Here is an 18,480-nt window from a genome sequence, read left to right on the forward strand (position 1 = left end):
TGACCGCCCTTGACCTTTTGGTGTCCGAATTTGGGAGCGAGATGGGAGTGGATCTCTGTCTAGCCCCGGTTGGCCTCTATCGACGGGGTGCCCCAAGGACGTCCGCTGTTGCTCGGTGCGCTCTAGGGCTGACGGTCTGCGGCGTGACCCAGCCTCCGCCTGGCCGCACGGGACAAAGCCCACATGCAACACCGGTATGAGGGCTTCCGCCGCGCACACCCAGACGACACCTGGGCTTCACCTCGGCTCGCCCAGATCCACCAAACACGCCCTAGTTGGTTCGGACTCGTCGGGTGGTGCGTGCCTCTGTGGGTCCAGCGTTAAGGTGGTTAGTGCTTGGGCTGCATTCCGTTGCGTTTCAGTACGTTATCGATAGTTTTCTGCTGGCGCGTGTGCTCGATTGAATCGATAACCTGTGCGGTTTCTGTAACGCTCCATTCGTAGTCTCTTGTTGCCGCGGTGATGCGTAGCATTACTTCACGGCCATCGGGATCTGTGCCTTCTGGCCATTCGACTTTCCAGTTGGCGGTTTCGCCGACTTCCAACCTTGCTGGCTTGCGTTTATCCGTAGCCCATAGTGCGGAGGTTTGGGGGTCGTTGGGTGTGGTCGAGACGCCGTTCTGATTGGCGGTGAATCTAACAGGATCTGGCGGAAGGAGCTTAACCTCGACTTTTTCGAAGTCATTGGGCTCAAGTAGGACAAGGTTCAGCGTTGGTTTGCCTTGCTCGTTTGGGTGAGCCTTCTCGACGAACGCCTTAAATTTTGGAGAGTGTGCGCGATATGCATTTTGTTGAGCCGCCTGCGACGATCGATATGCAGAATATGCTGCAAAGAGTGAAACTCCTACCGTGAGAAACTGCGTGAAGCTGGTTGTGCACATTTTTGCTTCTGCCTCCTCCATGCTGGCGTTAATGCTGCGTATAGGCTAGCAGTGGAATCCGAACGGGAGCGTCGTCCGAGTGCTTCTTTGCGTGTATGTCTTCTTCTGTTGGGCGCACTTGAACAAAACTTGTATTTGATGTGCTATTGCCTCGGGGGTGCAGAAGTCTATTGAGAATCGGGACTGAGGACTGTGGCGATAGTTGGGATCGCAAACGGAGCGAGTCGCCCCACAGTCGCTCCATTGCGCTGATGAGAGCTGAGCGCATCATCGGACTGACGTGGTTGTATACGCCCCGCATGCCAGGAACCTCATGCCCCATGCGCTCCGACTGGAGCACGTACGACACTCCCGCCTCATCCATCCACGTGTGATGCCCGTGGCGGAGCCCGTGTGGCGTCAGATCGGGCAGGATCGGCAGCCAGGATGCCACCGGCATCTCGGCCGGAACCGGCACGATGCCGCGCCCCCGTGGCTCCCGGAAGGGCTCTCCCGATATCGCCGCCGGCCACGGTGCCAACGGGCTCCCCGGCCACGGTTGGCTCGCGTCAACGAGGACCGGCTTCCGGGCGCGTGGACTACTGCCTCTGCGCGCCGGATGCCAGCCATCCGCCGCCGGCCGGAAGACGCGCTCGCTGTAGTTGGATCGGCGGAAGTGGCCGCGTTGCGCACCAAGGAAGACGTACGCGTCTCCGGCGCACCATGGAATCTCACCCGTGTCCGTCGCCTTCAGCGAGCATGAACAGGTCCGTGGCGGATTGAGGCGCATGTACTCGCTGAGCATCGTGCTGAGGAACGGCGGGAGATCCAGCGTGCGCATTGAGCCGTCCTTCGGCCGGCCCCGGTAGAAGCGCCCGTTCAGTTCGTACAGCTTCCAGTGCACGTCGATCTTGTTCTTCCCGACGCAGTCCGGCATTAGGCCGATCGCCTCGCCCCACCGCATACCGGTGTAAGCGATCGTGATCGCCATGACGAAGTCGGTGTCCTGCCCGGAGAGCGCTGCCGCGCGCTCCGCGATCAGGAGCGCGTCTAGCGGTGACGCCCATACCTTCTGCCGCTGCTGCATCTTCTCGATCCGGCGTGTGCCCTTCCGCCCGGTCCCCTTCTTTCGCGCCGCCGGGTTGATCTGGATGTACCGCGGAACCGCGCTCGCGAGGATCGTCGCGAACGTCGACCGCGCGTCGCTGGCCGAGCGCCGGCTGAGCCCGCCCGTCACCAACTCCCGCTCCCAGATCGGCATCTCATGCTCGGTGAGCGACGCGACCGCCCGGTCCCCGAACTTCGGCAAGATGTAGACCTCGGTCATGTACCGGTAGTTGCTCATCGTGGTCGGCTCCAGGTCCAGCCCCGAATACCAGGCGTTCGCGATCTCCGCGACGGTCACCTGACCGGCCCGGACATCCACGTACGTGTTCTTCCTGACGGACGATTCCTTATCGTTCGCGTAATCCTCCGCAGCCTTGCGTGTCTTGAAACCAGACTGCGATTCGAGCTTGCCGCTCGGGCTCACCCACCGGGCGCGCCAGAGATTCCCGCGCTTTTCCGCGTACGCCATCGTTCCTCCGGATCGTGGGGGTGGGGTTAGGCGGCGTTCTGCCGTGAGGAGTTCTTGCGTGGTCTCGCTTGCAGCGGCTCACGACCGGAGGCGCTGGCCTGGCGGTTGCTCCGGCGCGGGGTGATCACCGTGACCTCAGCGGGTCCGGCCGCTGGCGCGGGTGCCTGTTCAAAGATCCGGATGATCTCCCGGATATGGACCGCAGTGAACCTGTAGGAGCCGCCAAGGAGCGTGAACGGAATCCGCCGTGATCCCGCCTGCCGTTCGAGCCAGCTCCTCCGAACGCGGAGGATCACGGCGGCTTCGGCGGCGGTGAAGATGGTGCCCACGGCGATCATCGGAGTGCCGTGGGCTGTGGTGTCGTCGTTCTCGGTGGGGTGCACTCGGGAGCCCTTCCGGCCGATGGGCGAGATCGAAGCGAGACCAGGGGAGCCGACAGCGCAGAGGCGGTCCTCGTCGGCGGAGACATCCGGCACCCGCGCGGCCCAGGACGGCGGTGACAGAACTGCCAGAACTGACAGAACCTCTGCGGTACGGGGGTTGTGGCGGTTCTGTCAGTTGTGTCAGCACCCTCATGCCGTCCGCCGCGCGTCGCGGATCGGGTGGACGGTGGCGGCGGGTTGGTGCACCTCGGGGTTCACGAGGAAGGTCGGCGACGACGGCCGGCCGCCCGTCCGGGGCCGCGCCGGTGGGTCGACCTGGCGGAGGTAGCCGTGGGCGTCCAGCACGCTCAGCGCCGGCTCCAGATCGGCTACGGCCCGGATCGTGGCGGACTTCGTGGCCCGGAACAGGTCGCGCTTGGTGAACGTGGTCGACCCGGTGCGCTCGATCCAGGCGAGGATGTGTCGGGCGTTGCGGGTGGCCTGGTCGGTGCCCATGTCGTCGAACGCGGCCAGGGCGTGAGCGGCGTAGTAGTCGCCCAGTTGGGCCGCCCGGTCGACCGTGACCGCCTCGACAGCGCGTCCCCACCCGTCGCACAAATGCTCGGCCAGGTGGATCAGGCCGGCCATGCGGATGACGGCTCCGGTGTACTTGCTGCCCCAGTCCACGACGTGTCCCCACGCCCCACCAGGCGCAAGCCGTGGCTCCACCGCCCGCTCGATGTCGAGCACCCGCGCGTTGGCATCCTCGGTGAGCGGTAGTACGACCGGGTCGGTCCGCTCTGCGAGCGCCAAGACCAGCGCACCCAAGGTCTCCCGGTATGCGTCCGCGACCTCGGCCGGCACCGGGTCAGCGCCGATCTTGCGGAACCCGACTGTGTTCTCTGGCAGCGCGAACAGGATGCGCGCGAGCAGACCGAGTCCGCGGAATCCCGGCATCGACGCGATGTCCCGCAGCACGTCCGGCTGCACGGCCAGGCCGAGCGTCAGCGCTGGCTTGGGGATGTGCAGCGCGTCGCGGGACAGCCGGCCGACCCGCATCATGTCCCCGGCGTGGCCTTTGAGGAACACCTCCAGGTTCGGCGTGCCCGAGTAGCGGCCGGCGATCGTGGCGAAGATCCCGCCCTCCGGCGACAGGACCGCCAACCGGCCGCCCTGCTCCGCGAGCAACTGCGCCACCGCTTCGCTGGTCACGTCATCGGCCACCAGTTGAGGCAAACGCGGCACGCTGATTGCCTCGGCCTGCATCGCGGCGGCCGACGCCTCCGCGAGCAGTGCGTCCCGTCCGGACGCGTCCGCGTTCGCGGCAGCCATCGCGGCCTTGTCGGCGGCTTTCCCTGCGACCCGCGCCGCCAACTCGGCCTCGACGATCGCGGGCTTGATCCGTTCCGTCAGCGCCGATTCAGCGGCCAGCAGCGGCCCGGTGATCGCCGCGAACACCGCCGATTTCCGCGATCCCGGCGGGAGCACGACGACCGTGAACAGGTTCGTGGGCTCCCGCCAGGACCCGCGCACCTCCACCTCGGCCCGCCCACCGGCGGCTGTCGACAGCGCCGCGAGCGCGATGCTCCCGGCCAGGTCGACCGGGGTTTGCGTGAACTCCGCGACGGCGTTCACCATGTCCGCCACCCACCCCGGCAGCACGTGTGCCGGAAAGACCGGTAGATGCCGCCCGGTGCCCAGCGGGATCAGCGGCGGCCACGCCGCGCCGGCGTTGGTGTCGTCCAGCAGCGCGCGGCCGGTGGCGAGCAGGTCAGCCGTGTCCGTGCCGGAATCGGCGAGCTGCGTGAGACGGAGCCCGAGCGTGGAGACCTCACGGCGTTTGGCGTGCCCTGCCACGATCTCCGCGTAATAGCCGGCGCTCCCGACGCTCGGCACCTCGGAGATCAGCGTGTGCAGGTACGGCGCGCCACCGACCCGCGCCAGGTCTCCCGTCTCGGCCAGGTGCGCCGCGAGCGTGATCGGATCGGCCGGAGTACCGGCGTCGGTGAGTCGGCAGATCGCGGCCCACAGCGCGCCATGGTTGGGCCGGTAGAAGTCCCCGGGGTTGAGCGTGGCCGCAAGCTCGGCAACGGTCGCTGGCGCGAGCAGCGCCGCGCCGATGACGGCTCGTTCAGCGCCCAGGTCATGCGCGGGGCTGGTCATGATGCGGCCTCCTTTCGAGTTGAGCGGCGGATCAGCGATGCGGCCGTGGTGCCGGCCGCGCGGCCAACGCGACCCGGCCGAGCAGGACACGCAAACCGGTGAGCATGGCGAGCAACTGCCGTCGCGCTCGCGTCTCGTGGGGAGCGAGCGCCACCCACAGCCGGACCTCGGCGTACTCGCGGCCGTTGTCGGTTCGTGTGCGCCAGACGACCGCCCGGCCATGCCGCGCCAGGTCGACCACGATCTCCGCGCCCCGGTGCTCCCCGAGCCCGCAGCGATGGTCAGCGGCGCACCATGCGGTGTGCGGGCTCATCGGTGGCCGTCCCGGTGCACGCGCCGGTACTCGTTCCACACGTGCCGCCCGATCCGGATGCGCCGCCCGGTGCCGTCGCAGCGGCGGCAGAGCCGGAAGACACGGCCGAACGGGCTCTTGATCCGCCCGGTGCCGTGGCAGGTTGCGCACGCTTTCCAGGGCCAGATCGCGCAGCTAGCGGCGTAGCAGAGCGTGACGGGCGGTAGAGCGAAGCAGAGGAAGCTAGCAATCAGGGCGGGGGTGTCCACGAACGCCTCCAGGGGCGGTTTTCGAGTGCACGGGGCCAGGGCCGCTAGCGTGCTAGCGTCCTGGCAGGGCATTGATTCGTGTGCTAGCGGAGGTGCTAGCGCTAGCAGGCTCAGGTGCTAGCGCCAGCACCCTCCGGATGGCCTATGCGGCAGCCTTCGACTGGTTACGCTCGGCAACTTTCGCGGCGATGTCCGCGCGGGTGATGCCGCGCCGGTTGACGGTCTTCCCGTCAACGCGCCGGCCGATCTGGTCGACCTCGATCCCGTACGGCTTGAGTGCCGCCGTCAACTGCTCCGGCGCCCACCCGTCGTAGGCGTCCGGCCGGAGATCGGCCAACCGCGCCACCACGGTCTCGTTCCACACCCGTAGCTCCGCGACCGGCACCACGGACAGGATGTCGTCCAGCAGGTGATACGTCGTGGCCTGCGCCACCTCGGCCCTCTCCCCGAGCGCGAACCCGGACAACCGCCCCGCACGCTCCCGCAACGCCCGCGCTTTCTCCGCGAGGACGTTCGCGGCCGGCCCGTCGATGAACACCGTGGACACGATCCGCGCGTCCGCTCCCTCACCGACGAAGTAGCCGATCCCCTTGTCCTCCCACGCGAACATCGTCGCCCGGACGCCGTTGCGGTAGCGGCTGGTCCCGAGCACCATGTCGTTCTCCATCTGGCCCATGACCTTCAGACAGAACCGCGTGGACGCGTTCGCGGAGATCCCGGTCGGCAGGCTCTTCGCGTCCGGCCGCTGGGTCGCCAGGATCAGCACGATCCCGGTAGCTGGCCCCCGCTTCACCAGGTCCGTGCAGATCTCCTCCAGCTCGGCCCCGTACTCCGGGTGCTCGAACCACACCTGACACTCATCGACCCCGACCACGATCGGATGCAGCCCGAGAGAGCGCCGGGTCGCCAGCTCGGGCGTGACCTTGTTCTCCGGGCACAGGTCCGGCGGCAGGTCCCGGATCACCCGCGCCCGGCGGCGCAGCTCGGCCCGCAGCTCCCGCATTGCGTGGACCGCGTAGAGCACGTCCTCATCGTCTTCTCCGGCCCGGCACCGGTGCGCGACCTTCCCCAGCGCCGACAGATCACCGGTGCCCTTCAGGTCGTACGCGTGGATCTCCGCCCGCGGATCGAGCGCCGCGATGAGCAGCGCCTCACGCAGCGCGAACGTCTTGCCCATCCGCGGAATCGACCCGATCACCATCGCGATGAACATCAACGTCAGGCTCACCCACCGCCCGCGCTGGTCCGTCCCGTACGGCTGAGGCTTGAACAGGTCGATCGGCCCGCCCTTGAGCAGCGGCCACGCGGGTTTGCGCGCTTTGGACATGTCCTGGTCCCCGACCCAGAGGATCAGCCGGCCGGGGTGGACTTGCGCGTTGCCCTCCGGCCACACGCAGCCCAGCGGCCGGGTCAGCGCGCCGGCCAGCTTCTCCCGACGCTCGATCACCTCGGTTGCTGTGACGCCCGGCGGCAGGTCGACATCGGCACGCCAGCCGGGTCCGTCGCGGGTGATCGGCGCGGGGAACCCGATCGCCTTGTCGCCGAGCTTGGACACCGCCTGGTTGATCCCCGCGAGCCCGAGCACCGACAGTGCGAGCGTGACCTGATTCGAGGTCAGCTCCTGGACGTGCGTCGGGACCACAGCGCGGGAGACCAACGGCCGATCCGCCCGCGCCCCGCCGAGCCCGAACGCGGCCACCAGACCCGCGAGCGTCGCCCAGTGCGCCCAGCTCGGCGCGAGCACCGCGAGCACGAACGTCCCGGTCACCCCGAGCACCGCCACCGACGCCGCGATCAGCGTCCGGAGGCGCACACGGCCGTCACGCTGCCGGGACAGCCGGAGGTACTGCTCCGCGTCCTCCCGCCGGACCGCCGCAAGCCGTACCGGCAGGCCCTCAAGATCCAGCACCCACCGCGTACCCCCGGAAATGAATCTCCACAGGCCGCGCGGCGAGCGCAGTGCGAGTTTTCCGCCGTAGACCGGCATCCGGACCGCGTGATACGCGGAGACGTGCAGGTAGTGGGCCGCGATCCACCGGCACGTGTGGCGGAAGTCCGATCCGGACAGCATCCACGCGGGCAGGATCGGCTTGCGCTGCGCGGCCTGCCGCGCCAACTCGGTCAGCCACTCGTCATCGGTGCCGGCGCGAGGCTGGTCGACCATGACCACCTCACCCACCAGCACCTCATCCGGCCGGCCGGTGTGTTCCGTGTCTGTCTCTGCGAGCATGAGGGTTCTTCCTCCTGAAGCCTCACCAGGCGAATGGAGCAGAAGGGGCCGGCGGCGCGGCGCAGGTTTCCAGGCCAGAGGGCCGCGCCGCCGGGCAGAGCTAGGAACGGGTGTCGTGGTTCAGGTGCGCCAGCGCCGCGCCCATCCCGAGGACCGCCACCGGCAGGCACGCGACAACGGTCGTGATCTGCCACGGCGCGTGTGTGACGCCCGCGGCCTCCATGTGGTGGTAGGCGACCTGGCCGAGCGCGCCGAGGACCAGCGACCCGATCGCGGACCACTTGGCGAACCGCCGGGCCACCCTCGTGCCGTGTCCGGCGAGCCAGACCCGCAGGGCGTACGCCGCGTAGGTCTCGACCCCGATCGGGAGCGTGATCGCGGTGTTCAGGCTGAACCCGTCCGCGATCCCCGGAAGCGGGTGCACCACCCCGAACCCGGTCATCTCCCCGAGCCCCACCCACCCCGACCACACCGCCGCGAACGCGGGCAGCGCCAGAATCAGCACCGGCCACGACGCGACCGACCGGGACGTGGCGGACGTGCCCGGGTCCGCGACCTCCTCACGCAGCACCGACGCCTCCTCGGCCACCGGCACGTCGTCCGCGATCGGCTCCGCCACGCTGACCACCGGGTCCGCCTCGGAAACCGGGTCCGGCAGCGCCTCCGACTCCAGCGCTTTCCGGATCGCCTTGGCCTTGGGCCGACCCACGTTCAGCTCATTCTTGAGCCGGTTCTCGGAGGGGATGAACCCGAGCGCCGAGACCAGTTCCGCAGCGCGGGGCAGAAGATCCTCAATCTGGCGGGGGTACGCGGAGACGGTCATCGCAGGACTCCTTCAAGCTCGGTGGTGCTGGGCTGGACGTAGAGAAACCCGAAGAGGCTCTTCTGGAGCCGGAGCAGGTCCGCCCCGGCCTCGACCGGCGGGTAACCGTGCTGCTCCAGCACCTTGGCCAGGTCCAGCAGCAGGCCGAACGTGAAGCGCGCGTCCTCGGCCGGCGCGGCGATCGGGAAGGCAGAGGTCATCACGCCACCCACCCGAGGTCCGCGCTGATCCGCCGCTTCCGGTGCAGCGCCAGCGCCTCCCTGGCGACCCGCTTCTCCGCGATCCGGAGCCGGTGCCAGTCCAGATCCGTCGGCCCGTCCTCCGCGCACAGCACGCGGATCTCCGCATCCACCAACGCGACCTCCGCGCTGATCAGCGGCTCCTCAGCCCTGATCTCCGCGAGTTCGGCCGGTGAAGGCCCGTCGATGTCGTTGAGCCAGTCGTTCGGTGCCAAGACGCACTCCTCTTGTGGCTTCTTCGATCTCCGTCGTTGTGACGGCGATCTCTGTGCCACGAAGCTAACAGTTGATATGTAAACAGGTCAACTGTTAGATCGAGAAGTTTCTTGAGAAGGGCGCTGAGCTGCCAAAACGAGAGCTAACAGCATGACTGGCGTCCAAAACACCTGATATTTTTGGATACCAGTTGCACGGCATCGAGTTAAGGAGACCACATGTCGGCCCCCCGTCCACCGCTCTCACGGGCGGAATCGCTGCATCAGCAGGTCGCCCGGAACATCCGCAACGACATCGAGGCCGGCGTACTCCGCGACGGAGACGTGCTCCCGTCCACCCGTGAGCTGGCCGAGCGCTGGGATGTCAGCGTCTTCACGATCAGCGAGGCCATGCGCCTGCTGGCTGAGGAAGGCTTGGTGATCAGCAAGTCCCGCTCCAAGCGCTACGTGCACGCGCCCGGCCAGGACCGCAAAGCCGACGTCCGCCCCCGCCAGCCCAGGGTGCTCGTGGTCGGCGGCTACGCCGGAAGCGGCAAGACCGAGCTGGGCCGCATACTCGCCCGCGAAACCGGCTGGTCGATGCTCGACAAGGACACCCTGACCCGCCCCGTCGTCGAGGCCGCCCTGGAAACCATCGGCCACTCACCCCACGACCGCGAGTCCGACGAATACTTCACCCTGATCCGCCCCCGCGAGTACGAGGCCCTGATCGCCGCCGCCACCGAGAACCTGGCCTGCGGCAACAGCGTCATCCTGACCGCCCCGTTCATCCGCGAACTCAGCGACCCCGCCTGGATTGAGCGCACCCAGGCCACGTTCACCGAGCTGAACGCCACGGTGACCTACGTGTGGGTCTACTGCGACGAAGCGACCATGCACACCTACGTCCGCCATCGCGGAGCCGCCCGCGACGCGGCCAAACTCGCGGACTGGTCCGGCTACCTGTCGAAGTTCGACACCAGCTTCCGCCCGCCGGTGCCCCACAAGGTGATCGACAACTCCGCGTCCAGCCGCCCCCTGCAAGCCCAGGCCAAAGACCTGATCAAAACCATCCTCGGCGGTACGGCATGAGCCGCGCGATCATCCTCTACGGCCCACCCGCCAGCGGCAAAGACACGGTTACTCACGCCCTGGCCGAGCTGGACCCCGCCGTCAGTCTCTTCCGCAGGCTCAAGGCCGGCCCCGGCCGCACCGGCACATACCGCATGACCACCGAGCCCGAGATCGACCGCCTCCGCGCGACCGGTGACGTGCTCTGGGAGAACCGCCGATACGACGCCCTCTACGTCATCGACCGCCCCGGCCTGACCGACGCTCTCGCCACCGGCATCCCGGTCATCCACCTCGGCCAGGTCCCCGCGATCGACGCGCTGGTGAGCGCCACCCCCGGCACCCGCTGGACGGTCGTTTACCTCTGGTGCCCCCGCGACGTGGCCGAGTCCCGCATCATCGCCCGCGCCACCGGCGACACGACCGCCCGCCTCCGCGCGTGGGAAGAGACCGAGCCCGTTCCCGAGCCCGATCTCTTCCTCAACACCGCCGAGACCCCGCCGGCCGACGCCGCCCGCGCCATCCACGACGCGATGAGCCTCAGCCCCGCCTAAACCTCAGCCTCTTCACGCCTCAGGGAATCCTTATGCACGATGAAAAGGCTCTGAGGCCCCTTTTCCGTACCGCCGTCCATCTCGACACCGAGAACTCGGACCCACTGCACATCCGGCACAGACCACAGCAGATGCGAGATATGCAGAATCCGAATCTCCACATCTCGCTCACCATCTTTCACATTGAACCTGTCGAGGTGAACGATGTCCCCCACGGCACGGAAATCATCGGGACTGGCACGACGACCGCGCTCACCGGTCATGGCCTACAACTCCAGTCCGGTGAGAGGCCGCACCGGTAGCGATTCTTCGATAATCGCTCGGACCATGAGCGAGAGCGTCAGCCTGTTCATCCTCGCCAGTCCCTGCAGACTGATGATCGCCTTGTGCTCCGGCTCGTCCTCGCCTTCCCATCGCACGTCGACCTCGAACCCCAGAGCCCCCGGCGTAAACACCGACTCCGTCATCCTCGCGTCCAGCCAAGCGCCGGTCAGGTCGTTACACAGCTCCAGCGTCATCGGCGCAGACCGGTGCCGGTACGGCACCGGCAGACCTCCGGCCATGCACTCCTTTGGATCGCACCACTCCGGATGCTCATCCACGTCCACCACGGCTGGACCATTCGTCGGCTCAGGCACGGAGACCTCCTCGGGCGCCGGCGCCCGATCGCGTGCCTCAGGCCCGACGCCACCTGCGTTGTCGTCGGCCATCAACTACGCCATCTCCCGCACGACGAATTCGGCCGCGTCGACCGCCATCGGTTGCCCGATGTGCATGAGACCGAAAAGGAAATCGATTATCATGAGCATGTTGTGGGAGGTGAACCGCAACTCGGCAACTGGGTCGTCCTCATCCGCCGCATACACGTCGACCTCCAGATACGGCACCCCCGGCTCCAACAGCGCCTCCGTCACGCGGGTGACGAACCGCGTGCCCAACATGTCGTCCTTGAGAGTCATGCTGCGAGGTGCCGACCGATGCCGCTCGAACTCCACCCCAGTCGCCCCCACCAGGCACTCGCCCGGATCGCAGAACGATGGATGTTCGGCAATCGCCGAAACCTCTTCGTCTTTGCTTCCAGCCCTCACGGAAATCTCCTCCTCAGCAGTCGGTGAGCGGTCGTGCGAGCCCGAGTCACCTTGTGGCACAACGCCTATCCGCCCGTTTGTTACAAGGACTATTTCCGAGTCGGGAGTAGAAGAGAACCGATTTGATGCCTCGCCTGGCCGCTGTGGAAAGGGCGAAATGACGGCGGGAGTCTGGGACGCTTGTTGTGGAATGGCTGAGGAACGCCATGATCACTGACCACATGAGCGGTGCTCACCCGATTCTGATTGCCCTCGGTAGAGAGCTGAAGATCGCGCGCGAATACAAGGACATCACGCAGCAGGAACTCGCCAAAGAGATCCACTTCTCGGACAGCCAGATATCCGCCGTCGAGACCGGCAAACGCCCACCGAGCGACGCCTTCGTCCAGCGCGCGGACGACGTGCTCAGCACCGGGGGACTACTCGGCCGGCTCCTGGAGACAGCGCAGGCAACCGCCACCCACGAGGTCATGCCGGAATGGTTTCGTCCTTGGGCGGAAGTCGAGGCAACCGCCACCGCGCTCCGCTCCTACCAGCCCTTAGTGCTGGATGGGCTGCTCCAGACCCCCGCCTACGCCCGCGCCATGCTCCAGGCCGGCGACCCCGCAGCCAACGAGGAAACCCTGACGCGCGCGGTAGAGACCCGCATTCGGCGTCAGCAGACCCTCAGCCGGCCCAACCCGCCCCGCCTCATCACGATCCTCGAAGAGTCCATCCTCCACCGCCCCATCGGCGACGCTCCCAGCCTGATGCGCGAGCAACTGGACCACCTGATCACCGCAGCCACCACCGGCACCGCCGAACTCCACGTCCTCCGCACCGAGGTAGGCGCACATCGAGGCTTAGCTGGCGCTTTCGTCCTGGCCACCCTCCCCGGCCACACCGAGGTCACCTACATCGACACCCAACTCCGCGGCCTGGTCATCGAGACCCCCACAGACGTTGATGCCACCCGCCGCATCTGGGAAGGTCTCCTAGGAGAAGCCCTCCCCAAACGCCAGTCCCTCAAACTCATCCAGGAGGCCGCACACTCATGGAAGCCCTAACCTGGCGCAAGTCCTCTCGCTCCAGCCCCAACGGCGGCCAGTGTGTAGAGGTGGCCTTGAATAGTCTCGCTGGGGTGTTCGTTCGAGATAGTAAGGATCCGCACGGCGGTCAGCTCCAATTTCCGAAGGCTGACTGGAATGTCTTCCTTCTACAGCTCAGGGCTGAAGATCTCCATCGCGCCGAGCCCTTCCGTGCCGGAGTTTTCCTAACTAAAAGCAAATGAATGGCAGGTAAGTCTAGACCTTTAGTTGCCCTGCCGAGAATTTGGTTGGCGCTGCCTCAGTGGGCCGTCAGGATCTAACTCTGACGCCATGAGGTCGATGTGGCTATCGTCGATTGTAGGATTCCATAGAATTGTCGGCTCAGAGACTCGCAGGCTGGTTCCGTCGAGATGGCCGTAGGGGAAACCTTTGTCGCGTGTGATCAGATAATCGGCCTTGCGCCGGATGGCCGTTGCGAGATGCGCGGCGTCGGCGCCCCGCATCCTGTAGCGATCACATAGCTTTCGCGCATCGTAAGTGACGAAAAGGTCGAGCTCCGCCCATTCTACCGGCAAGTTTTCGAGGTAGTCGGACAGGACCTTGTCACGCGTGATCGGATCGACCTCCCCGTTCCAGGAGGCAATTTCCGTCATCAGGAGCGTGGATGCGATCAGGCGGATGTCGCCGCGTTCCGCCGCCCTTAGAATCTTCAAGGAATCGGGCCAGAGGCCAGCTTCCCGCTTGATTACATTTAGGAAGACGCAGGTGTCTACGTACACTTTCGGCGCGGAAGAAGCCTTAGACACTACGAACCTGCCGCATAAATTCCTCGGTACTTAGATCTCCAGTCCAATTAGGTGAAATGCCGAGTATGTCAAACGTCGAAGTAGCGCTCCTCTCGGGTAAAACTTGTAGCTCGGTCATGTCGAGGCGTACCGCTTGACCTAGAACGTTCCTGTGCAACTCGCCTCCGACCAGCACCCTTTTCCCCCAAGCATCCCTGAGCGTGTTAGCTTGATCGGCAGACGCTCTGACAGTGATTGCTCTGCGAGTGCCTTCAATGAGAACTTGCGCTCGTGGGCCAGATCTTGTATTGGCTTTGATGACATCAAGTTGACCTTGAATGCTGCCCCAGGACCGCCTTGAAACATTAATAGCCTGCCTAGCATTGCTGACGGTCTCGAAATCCACTACTGCACTCACGGAACCGTGAGATAGTGGTCTGATTTCTACTCTTTCGATGCCGTTGTCTCCAACTGGGCGGCCAATCTGCTCAACTCGCTCGACGATTCCAGGGGAGAAGAATTGAGGAATTTCTGGCGTGGCGTGAAGATTTTTGATTCCGCTAACCAGGCTCAATGCGGGAGTTGACACCGTCCCGAAAGGCCGTAGGCGTGGCACTTTGCGGGGCGCGATAACGGCTTTCAGTCCGCCTTTAAACGAGAGATCTTCTACTGCCCACTCTAAGCGAGCAACTCGTCCTGGCAGGGCGACGCGATCGACCTCTTCGAGAGACAAAAGAACCTGGTCTAGAAGGCGGGTGTATGCCCGTACGCCGACAGCGCGGCGCGGGCCGTCGATGGAGACCTCCACGCTCACATCTGAGTCCGCCCAGGCGGTACTTGTCGATGCCATGATCCATCACCTCCCCTGCGTCCGTAACTCTAGGTTGAGTCTTCGCTACGAAGCCCCTTGGGGCAAGCCACGTCGCCGTTATGCCCCTAAATAATCCCATTGGGGAAGAATTTCATTCTTGTAGTGTGCTTAAGCTCTGGAGGGTCTGAGAGATTATTATCGTCATACGTTGCTGCCTAGGTGAGTTTTGCTGACTTTTAGTGTAGGGATATCTCGGCTAGGCCGCCGATAAATGCCCACATCAAGTCCGCTTAATTGTATGCAGTTCGCGCCAACGCAGGGGACCGCTGAGGCTGGTTTGTGCTAATGTTGGATCTATGTTTGCGGTCGCCGGGACCCTCGTTTTTTCTTTGTAGATTCAATGGCGCCTTCCAGGGCCGAGGTGGCCCGTTCGCGCAAGAGTTCGGCAAGCTTGTGTCGGATGCCGGGCAGCGGGGTTATGCGGATACTCTCTGCCGGGACAAAGATTTGCTTGCCGTAAAGGTTCTCTCTAGTGACTCCAACTATGTTCTGCAGAAGGCAAGCGTAGAGTAGCTGATTGGCCTCCTTGGTTCGTCGGGCGCCTGCCGCGTAGATAATTAGCGCGACGACAAAAGAAACGGTCGCTGCGGCCAGGGTGATTTCGTCAAGCCTCTGTGCTGCGAACGCTTTCGCGAGCGACGCTGAGACTGCTGTTAATAGGGCGGCAATGGGAAAGCAGATGCCCTTTCTGAATTCGCCTTCAGCTCTGGTGCGGTCGATCTCATCGTGAAGCTCTCGAAAATTAGCTCGTAGCGCAATCTCTGCCTGGCTCATTCGATTCTTGAGACGCGCCCGCATTTCGTCGATTGGAAAGACTGTCTGCGCGAAGGTGAATCGCGATTGAGGGTCTACATTGAGGCGGTCCCGTAAGGCTTCACGTGCGGCCTCTGCAATTTCTTCGTTATCCCGAACGTAATATGCTAGTAAAGCTGGTGTAGTAGCTTTCCTTAACTTCTCCTGGCTAGATTCTCCTACCTTGTTGTAAAGGTCGCTGGCCGAGAGGTAGACTGCTTCTGAAACTCTGCTTAGTACCCTCACATTGAGCTGTTCTACGGCTTCGGGGATGATTCCTTTATCATCTCCGAACGTTCGTTCGATGTCTTCCCTTAGTAGCTCTTGGAAGACTTCAAAGTCGGGTTCGGCCGCCGTGCGCACCTTTCGATATAGGTCGGAGATCGCGGCACCGGAACTCTCCAAAGAGGTCATCATTGCGTCTGCTGCTAACGTGCTATATGGCTCATCCGGTAGTTGCCTCTGCATCTGAGCCGCCCTTAGAAGGCTGTAGAGCGTAAAAATCGTAGCCGCGAGGATTAGCATGCCAGTTGTTGCGGCCGTTGATGTGAATCCGAAAAATATGATAGCGGCGAGGCCAAGAAACAATACCGTAAGCATGAGCGGGTAGAATATCTTTCCGATAGCCTCCAGCAGAATTCCTAAGATGTAGACTACGAGAATTGCAATAGAAATCAGAATCTCGTCGGGTATGACGGACAGAGGCTTTGTGACGTTTTCAACGTAGGTATTATCCCAATTTTTCTCTGGGAGCAAAAAGTAACAAAGCCAGCCTGTTGTCAGCCATAGGGTGCCAATGGCAAGTGGGGCGCGGGTTTCTCGCAGGCCGGGAATGATCTGTGAAAGAAGGTTCATCGAGGCTGCCCAAAGCTAGTTGGGCTGACCGATGCTTTGTTAGCTTTTTCCTGAGGCGCTACCAACTCTCCCCCTCTGCCTGCGTAGCCGTGAGCGTATCGAGCATTGATGATCAAAGCTGCCCCGTGTGTCGAGGATGCGCTCGGTGGGGCGAGGGATAGCCAGCCAGCCGTGCGGGGGTTTGGCGTTCGCTTCAGTGGGAGCCGAGTGGGAGTGGGTGATGGGGGCGAGGCGTAGCTAGATGCGGTTGGGGGACCTCATCGAGGTAGTGTGACCTGCTGGGCAGCGAGTTGCGCGACCTCGACCAAGAAGTGAACTTTGTTCGCATCGAGGGGGTCTGGGGTTCAAATCCCCACAGCTCCACGAGACTCTTGGACGCTCTATGTTCGCGGAAAGCGCGAACGTAGAGCGTCTCGTCATTTCTGCTCCGGGGCCGAGCCCCGGAAACCCCACGGTCCGGTGGGCGCGGCACGTCGTGTTGGTGCGTTGCCCGGGGGTGCACCTCCGTCGTGTTGGTGCGTTGCCCGGTGGGCGCGGCACGTCGTGTTGGTGCGTTGCCTGGGGGCGCACCTCCGTCGTGTTGGTGCACTCCGTCGTGTTGGCGGTTCGTGGGTCAGTTGGTGGCGGCGGTGATGCGGTAGGTGGTGGGGCGGCCTTGGCCGCCGTCCTGGTGGGCGAGGCCGCGATTGCGCAGATTGCGGAGTGCTTTGCGGATGTTGGGGGCGGACAGGCCGAGGGCTGCCTGGAGGCCGGCGACGGTCTGCGGGGCGGGTGTGAGGGCTTCGAGGATGCGCAGCTCGGTGGCGCCGAGAGGCGGGCGTGATCGCGCGGCGCCGGTGGTGGGGCGCAGCAGCACGGTGAATCTGATGCCGGCGTCGATGAACTGTGCGGGGGGCAGCGCGTGACTCGACAGTTCCTGGGTGATCGTGGGGATGCCGCCGGCGAGGGCCTCGATGACCCGGCCGCCCGAGCCGGGCGTACGGACGTGCTGGCAGATGCCGACGAGGAGTCCGTTGCGGGCGGAGGTGACCGCATCGTGTCCGAGACGGTCGACGGTGATGCCGTGCAGGCCGCCGGGGTTGGTGACGACGAGCCGGTCGCGGCGTAGCCGTACCTCGACTGCGAAGGCCTGTGACCAGTCGTCGAGGTCGCGGTGGATGAGCGCGTTGGCGATGATCTCGCGGAAGGCGAGCAGCGGGTACGCGGGTTCGTCCGTGACGCTGCCGCCGGGGTTCTCGACGATCTTCGTGTCGAAGGTGCGGCGAGCCCAGTCGAGAGCGGCGTCGAGCATCCGTGGAATGGGGCCGGTGATGGTGACCTGGTTACGCGCGCGTACCGCCGACGAATCCTGAGGCCGGGGTTCCGCCGCGGCCCGGATGACGAAGCGCGGGAAGAACTGCTGTGGATGCAGGCCCAGCGCGAGGAGTCCGGCCGTCGTCGGTTGCCCTCCCGCGACCGTCACGCCGGCGCGGCGCAGCAGCTCCGCGTCGTCGGTGAACCGGCCGAGGCCGGTCGAGTCCCGCGCGCGCACGGTGGTCAGGTAGGAGGCGATCAGGTCGGGGTCGAGGTCGTCCGGGTCGGCGCCGTCGACGGGGCGGCGGTCGAACAGCGGCGGTCGGCGTGCGGCGAGGAAACCCTGGACCTCCACGTCGGAGAGCAGGAAGTCGCCGTCGTAACCGCGCAGGTATCCGTCGCCGCTTGCGGTCACCCGGCACGGTTTGGCAGACGGGTCGCACTCCTGTACGCGGGCCACGATCACCGGCTGCCCGTCGACCATGCCGTCCTCGATCGACAGGCGCACCGGCGGTGTGTAAGCGCGTGCCTTCGCGGCGAGGCCCTGCTTGAGCGCCTGCGGGTCGGCCAGGGGTACGGGGCGGAAGCCGGCACGTTCGTCCAAACCGAGGATGATCGTTCCGCCGCCCGCGAGGTTGGCGAGCGCGCTCAACGAAGAAGTCAGCGAGATGGGCAGGCCGCCGGCGGCCGACGTGACCTCGACGGCCGCGGTGTCCCCGCCCGAGGCGCGCAGGGTGCGTACGAGGCTGTCCAGATCCCTGTTCACCGTGCGAATGTAACTGGCCGCTAGTTACATTTCAACGGTTGTAGTTACATTTGGAGTTACATTTGACGCCTCGCCCAAGGGGGCTTTCGTCCGATATGCCGAAAGCTGGGAAATCGAATTCAGGGCTAACAAGGTGAACGGCGTGTGCGGGTGGGTGGACGGGGTCTGGTTGCGCTCAGTGATCGGTTCGGTGGTCGGCGGGTGGCGGTCTATCAGCTGATTCCGAGGTTTCGATGAGTTGCGCGGACGCTGAGGCGGCCACTGTGGACGACTGAATCGTCACGCTGAGTGGTGAGGTGGTGGGGAGCGAACTGCCATTGAGGCTTCCGGTTCAGTTCATCTTTGAACGTTCAACTGTCTATAGAGTCT

Annotated in this window: 20 protein-coding genes; 4 read left to right on the forward strand and 16 right to left on the reverse strand. The window is 64.8% G+C overall.

Annotation, left to right across the window (positions count from 1 at the left end; all coding sequences use genetic code 11):
• Positions 1 to 329: 329 nt before the first annotated feature.
• From OP04_RS53785 to OP04_RS32200, 9 genes are all read right to left on the reverse strand, one after another.
• Positions 330 to 902: a hypothetical protein gene (locus OP04_RS53785; protein ID WP_157240663.1), complete on the reverse strand. Its 573-nt coding sequence runs from the start codon at positions 900 to 902 to the stop codon at positions 330 to 332.
• 7 nt (positions 903 to 909) lie between these two features.
• Positions 910 to 2,436, reverse strand: coding sequence for a tyrosine-type recombinase/integrase (locus OP04_RS32160; protein ID WP_033343668.1), 1,527 nt, complete (start codon positions 2,434 to 2,436; stop codon positions 910 to 912).
• A 26-nt stretch (positions 2,437 to 2,462) separates the two neighbouring features.
• Positions 2,463 to 2,819 carry a helix-turn-helix domain-containing protein gene (locus OP04_RS32165; protein WP_051799426.1) on the reverse strand — a complete coding sequence of 119 codons (357 nt, stop codon included), beginning with the start codon at positions 2,817 to 2,819 and terminating at the stop codon, positions 2,463 to 2,465.
• A 189-nt stretch (positions 2,820 to 3,008) separates the two neighbouring features.
• Positions 3,009 to 4,964 carry a DUF3987 domain-containing protein gene (locus OP04_RS32170; protein ID WP_157240692.1) on the reverse strand — a complete coding sequence of 652 codons (1,956 nt, stop codon included), beginning with the start codon at positions 4,962 to 4,964 and terminating at the stop codon, positions 3,009 to 3,011.
• 28 nt (positions 4,965 to 4,992) lie between these two features.
• Positions 4,993 to 5,274 carry a hypothetical protein gene (locus OP04_RS32175; RefSeq protein WP_033343670.1) on the reverse strand — a complete coding sequence of 94 codons (282 nt, stop codon included), beginning with the start codon at positions 5,272 to 5,274 and terminating at the stop codon, positions 4,993 to 4,995.
• A gap of 390 nt (positions 5,275 to 5,664) precedes the next feature.
• A complete protein-coding gene (locus OP04_RS32185; RefSeq protein WP_051799427.1) occupies positions 5,665 to 7,752 on the reverse strand; it encodes a cell division protein FtsK in 2,088 nt (695 codons plus the stop codon).
• A 100-nt stretch (positions 7,753 to 7,852) separates the two neighbouring features.
• Positions 7,853 to 8,575 (reverse strand): hypothetical protein, encoded by a 723-nt coding sequence (locus OP04_RS32190; RefSeq protein ID WP_033343671.1) that lies wholly within the window; start codon positions 8,573 to 8,575, stop codon positions 7,853 to 7,855.
• On the reverse strand, positions 8,572 to 8,775 hold the full coding sequence (locus tag OP04_RS32195; RefSeq protein ID WP_033343672.1) for a hypothetical protein: 204 nt from the start codon (positions 8,773 to 8,775) through the stop codon (positions 8,572 to 8,574). The genes OP04_RS32190 and OP04_RS32195 overlap by 4 nt, the downstream gene beginning before the upstream one ends.
• The gene (locus tag OP04_RS32200) at positions 8,775 to 9,029 is read right to left on the reverse strand and encodes a DUF6284 family protein (RefSeq protein WP_051799428.1); all 255 of its coding nucleotides are present in this window, start codon (positions 9,027 to 9,029) and stop codon (positions 8,775 to 8,777) included. Before OP04_RS32200 ends, OP04_RS32195 begins: the two co-directional genes overlap by 1 nt.
• 219 nt (positions 9,030 to 9,248) lie before the next feature.
• Between OP04_RS32200 and OP04_RS32205 the strand changes: the two genes are divergently transcribed.
• Both OP04_RS32205 and OP04_RS32210 read left to right on the forward strand, forming a co-directional pair.
• Positions 9,249 to 10,100 carry a GntR family transcriptional regulator gene (locus tag OP04_RS32205; RefSeq protein WP_033343673.1) on the forward strand — a complete coding sequence of 284 codons (852 nt, stop codon included), beginning with the start codon at positions 9,249 to 9,251 and terminating at the stop codon, positions 10,098 to 10,100.
• Positions 10,097 to 10,633 (forward strand): ATP-binding protein, encoded by a 537-nt coding sequence (locus tag OP04_RS32210; RefSeq protein WP_033343674.1) that lies wholly within the window; start codon positions 10,097 to 10,099, stop codon positions 10,631 to 10,633. The genes OP04_RS32205 and OP04_RS32210 overlap by 4 nt, the downstream gene beginning before the upstream one ends.
• On the opposite strand, the gene OP04_RS32215 is transcribed toward OP04_RS32210, so the two are convergent.
• The 3 genes from OP04_RS32215 to OP04_RS32225 are packed head-to-tail and all read right to left on the reverse strand — an operon-like array spanning position 10,630 to position 11,721.
• Entirely contained in the window at positions 10,630 to 10,896 is a 267-nt protein-coding gene (locus OP04_RS32215) for a hypothetical protein (RefSeq protein ID WP_157240665.1), read from the reverse strand. The two genes, OP04_RS32210 and OP04_RS32215, sit on opposite strands and share 4 nt — an antisense overlap.
• A 3-nt stretch (positions 10,897 to 10,899) precedes the next feature.
• On the reverse strand, positions 10,900 to 11,343 hold the full coding sequence (locus OP04_RS32220; RefSeq protein WP_157240667.1) for a hypothetical protein: 444 nt from the start codon (positions 11,341 to 11,343) through the stop codon (positions 10,900 to 10,902).
• Positions 11,344 to 11,346: 3 nt separating this feature from the next.
• A complete protein-coding gene (locus OP04_RS32225) occupies positions 11,347 to 11,721 on the reverse strand; it encodes a hypothetical protein (RefSeq protein ID WP_157240669.1) in 375 nt (124 codons plus the stop codon).
• A 206-nt stretch (positions 11,722 to 11,927) separates the two neighbouring features.
• Between OP04_RS32225 and OP04_RS32230 the strand changes: the two genes are divergently transcribed.
• Positions 11,928 to 12,767, forward strand: coding sequence for a helix-turn-helix domain-containing protein (locus tag OP04_RS32230; RefSeq protein ID WP_051799429.1), 840 nt, complete (start codon positions 11,928 to 11,930; stop codon positions 12,765 to 12,767).
• Positions 12,755 to 12,991 carry a DUF397 domain-containing protein gene (locus OP04_RS52220; protein WP_085066923.1) on the forward strand — a complete coding sequence of 79 codons (237 nt, stop codon included), beginning with the start codon at positions 12,755 to 12,757 and terminating at the stop codon, positions 12,989 to 12,991. The genes OP04_RS32230 and OP04_RS52220 overlap by 13 nt, the downstream gene beginning before the upstream one ends.
• Positions 12,992 to 13,012: 21 nt before the next feature.
• On the opposite strand, the gene OP04_RS32235 is transcribed toward OP04_RS52220, so the two are convergent.
• From OP04_RS32235 to OP04_RS32240, 4 genes are all read right to left on the reverse strand, one after another.
• Positions 13,013 to 13,555, reverse strand: coding sequence for a type II toxin-antitoxin system VapC family toxin (locus tag OP04_RS32235; RefSeq protein ID WP_085066924.1), 543 nt, complete (start codon positions 13,553 to 13,555; stop codon positions 13,013 to 13,015).
• Complete coding sequence (locus tag OP04_RS53790; RefSeq protein WP_157240671.1) at positions 13,548 to 14,342, reverse strand: hypothetical protein; 795 nt, start codon at positions 14,340 to 14,342, stop codon at positions 13,548 to 13,550. The genes OP04_RS32235 and OP04_RS53790 overlap by 8 nt, the downstream gene beginning before the upstream one ends.
• Before the next feature lie 357 nt (positions 14,343 to 14,699).
• Positions 14,700 to 16,052, reverse strand: coding sequence for a hypothetical protein (locus OP04_RS53795; protein WP_157240673.1), 1,353 nt, complete (start codon positions 16,050 to 16,052; stop codon positions 14,700 to 14,702).
• A gap of 613 nt (positions 16,053 to 16,665) precedes the next feature.
• On the reverse strand, positions 16,666 to 18,111 hold the full coding sequence (locus OP04_RS32240; protein ID WP_085066925.1) for an ATP-binding protein: 1,446 nt from the start codon (positions 18,109 to 18,111) through the stop codon (positions 16,666 to 16,668).
• Positions 18,112 to 18,480: the final 369 nt, after the last annotated feature.

The organism is Catenuloplanes japonicus, assembly GCF_000717135.1.
GTDB lineage: Bacteria > Actinomycetota > Actinomycetes > Mycobacteriales > Micromonosporaceae > Catenuloplanes > Catenuloplanes japonicus.

What these genes read in the sequence shown, in the direction of transcription:
- OP04_RS53785 (WP_157240663.1), bottom strand. Translation starts at nt 902, where the DNA reads ATGGAGGAGGCAGAAGCAAAAATGTGCACAACCAGCTTCACGCAGTTT.
- OP04_RS32160 (WP_033343668.1), bottom strand. Translation starts at nt 2,436, where the DNA reads ATGGCGTACGCGGAAAAGCGCGGGAATCTCTGGCGCGCCCGGTGGGTG.
- OP04_RS32175 (WP_033343670.1), bottom strand. Translation starts at nt 5,274, where the DNA reads ATGAGCCCGCACACCGCATGGTGCGCCGCTGACCATCGCTGCGGGCTC.
- OP04_RS32185 (WP_051799427.1), bottom strand. Translation starts at nt 7,752, where the DNA reads ATGCTCGCAGAGACAGACACGGAACACACCGGCCGGCCGGATGAGGTG.
- OP04_RS32190 (WP_033343671.1), bottom strand. Translation starts at nt 8,575, where the DNA reads ATGACCGTCTCCGCGTACCCCCGCCAGATTGAGGATCTTCTGCCCCGC.
- OP04_RS32195 (WP_033343672.1), bottom strand. Translation starts at nt 8,775, where the DNA reads ATGACCTCTGCCTTCCCGATCGCCGCGCCGGCCGAGGACGCGCGCTTC.
- OP04_RS32205 (WP_033343673.1), top strand. Translation starts at nt 9,249, where the DNA reads ATGTCGGCCCCCCGTCCACCGCTCTCACGGGCGGAATCGCTGCATCAG.
- OP04_RS32210 (WP_033343674.1), top strand. Translation starts at nt 10,097, where the DNA reads ATGAGCCGCGCGATCATCCTCTACGGCCCACCCGCCAGCGGCAAAGAC.
- OP04_RS32215 (WP_157240665.1), bottom strand. Translation starts at nt 10,896, where the DNA reads ATGACCGGTGAGCGCGGTCGTCGTGCCAGTCCCGATGATTTCCGTGCC.
- OP04_RS32220 (WP_157240667.1), bottom strand. Translation starts at nt 11,343, where the DNA reads ATGGCCGACGACAACGCAGGTGGCGTCGGGCCTGAGGCACGCGATCGG.
- OP04_RS32230 (WP_051799429.1), top strand. Translation starts at nt 11,928, where the DNA reads ATGATCACTGACCACATGAGCGGTGCTCACCCGATTCTGATTGCCCTC.
- OP04_RS52220 (WP_085066923.1), top strand. Translation starts at nt 12,755, where the DNA reads ATGGAAGCCCTAACCTGGCGCAAGTCCTCTCGCTCCAGCCCCAACGGC.
- OP04_RS53795 (WP_157240673.1), bottom strand. Translation starts at nt 16,052, where the DNA reads ATGAACCTTCTTTCACAGATCATTCCCGGCCTGCGAGAAACCCGCGCC.